Source organism: Marinimicrobium sp. UBA4209, from assembly GCF_002381585.1.
Classification (GTDB): domain Bacteria; phylum Pseudomonadota; class Gammaproteobacteria; order Pseudomonadales; family Cellvibrionaceae; genus Marinimicrobium; species Marinimicrobium koreense.
Genome location: NZ_DFTP01000043.1, coordinates 56,204 through 57,617, shown reverse-complemented (window position 1 = coordinate 57,617; position 1,414 = coordinate 56,204). Strand labels below are relative to the sequence as shown.

Here is a 1,414-nt window from a genome sequence, read left to right as displayed (position 1 = left end):
ATGCGGCCTCCGGCCTTATCCGCCCTACGCAGCCCACGTCACTCCGCGTAGGGCGGATAAGGCCGGAGGCCGCATCCGCCGTCACCCAAATTTAACGCCGCGGAAACACCCGCAACAACACCAATACTATCCCGCACAATATGGCCACCGGCCAGCTCCCCCACCCCATAAACGGCGTTATGCCGCTTCGGGGTTGCACACTGCCCTCGAGATTCGTCTGCACAAACTGCTCGGCCCGCTTTTCAATCTGACCTTTATGACCCACAAAGGCGCTGACTCCATTATTGGTGGCCCGAATCATCGGCCGCCCGGTTTCCAATGCTCGCATACGGGCCATCTGCATATGCTGCAGCGGGCCGATGGAGTCGGCAAACCAGCCGTCATTACTGATGGTAAGCAGCACCTGCCGATCCCGCGCACTGCGGGCCACCAGGTCCGGGTACACGACTTCATAACAGACAGACGCGGAGATTCCCACATCGCCAATCTGCAATCCGCTTTGCTCCCAGGGGCCGCGGCTGATGATGGAGGTGGGCAGGTCAAAGAAGTCGATCAGCCCGCGCAACCAATCCTCCAGCGGCACGTATTCCCCAAAGGGCACGAGGCGGCGCTTGTGGTAGATCCCCAGCGCCGGGCCGAGCCCGACCACGCTGTTGTAGTACTCCCCTTTGCGTCGCTCATCGAAAATGATCCCGGTGATAAAGCCGGTCTCGGTCTCCTCCGCGCGTACATTGAGCGTTTCCAGATAGGGCAGCATCTGGTGGTACACCCTGGGAATGGCCGCTTCGGGCCAGATCAGCCAGTCGTTGTCCCAGAGGTCTTCGCTCAGGCCATCGAGCCGCTTCAGAGTGGGCTCAAAAAATGTCGGGTCCCACTTACGGTCCTGGGGAATGTTGGGCTGGATCATACCGACGGTGACCGGCTCTCCCTGAGGCTGGGTCCATTCAATCTGGTTCAGCCCCCAACCGATGGGCCAAAGGCCAAACACCAGAAGAGTGGCCGCGATTTGAATGCGCGGGCGGGATGGGCGAAGGAGCCATTGGGCGATGATGCTGGCGGTCAACAACAGGATCAGGCTCAGCCCCAGCACCCCGGTTACCGGCGCCCAACCGGCCAACCAGGTATCCAGATGACCGTAGCCGAGGTACAGCCAGGGAAAGCCGGTCAGCAGCCAGCCGCGCAGCCACTCACCCAACAGGTAGAGCGCGGCGAAGGCGAGCAGGGGGCCAAGTGGGTGCTGGCTGAACCAGCGGCCATAGAGGTAAAACGGCAGGCTGAACACCAGGGCGACAAACAGCACAAACAGCCCGGTCATGACCGCCGCTAGTGGGGCCGAGGCATTGCCGAAGCTGTGGATGCTGATAAAAATCCAGGACACCCCAACCCCGTAGAGGCCGATGCCGAATCCCCAGGC

1 protein-coding gene is annotated in these 1,414 nt (G+C 61.5%); it reads right to left on the bottom strand.

All coding sequences use genetic code 11. The features are described from left to right. Positions 1-91: 91 nt before the first annotated feature. A partial coding sequence (lnt, locus tag B3187_RS06055; RefSeq protein WP_286805116.1) for an apolipoprotein N-acyltransferase occupies positions 92-1,414 on the bottom strand: 1,323 nt, incomplete at its 5' end.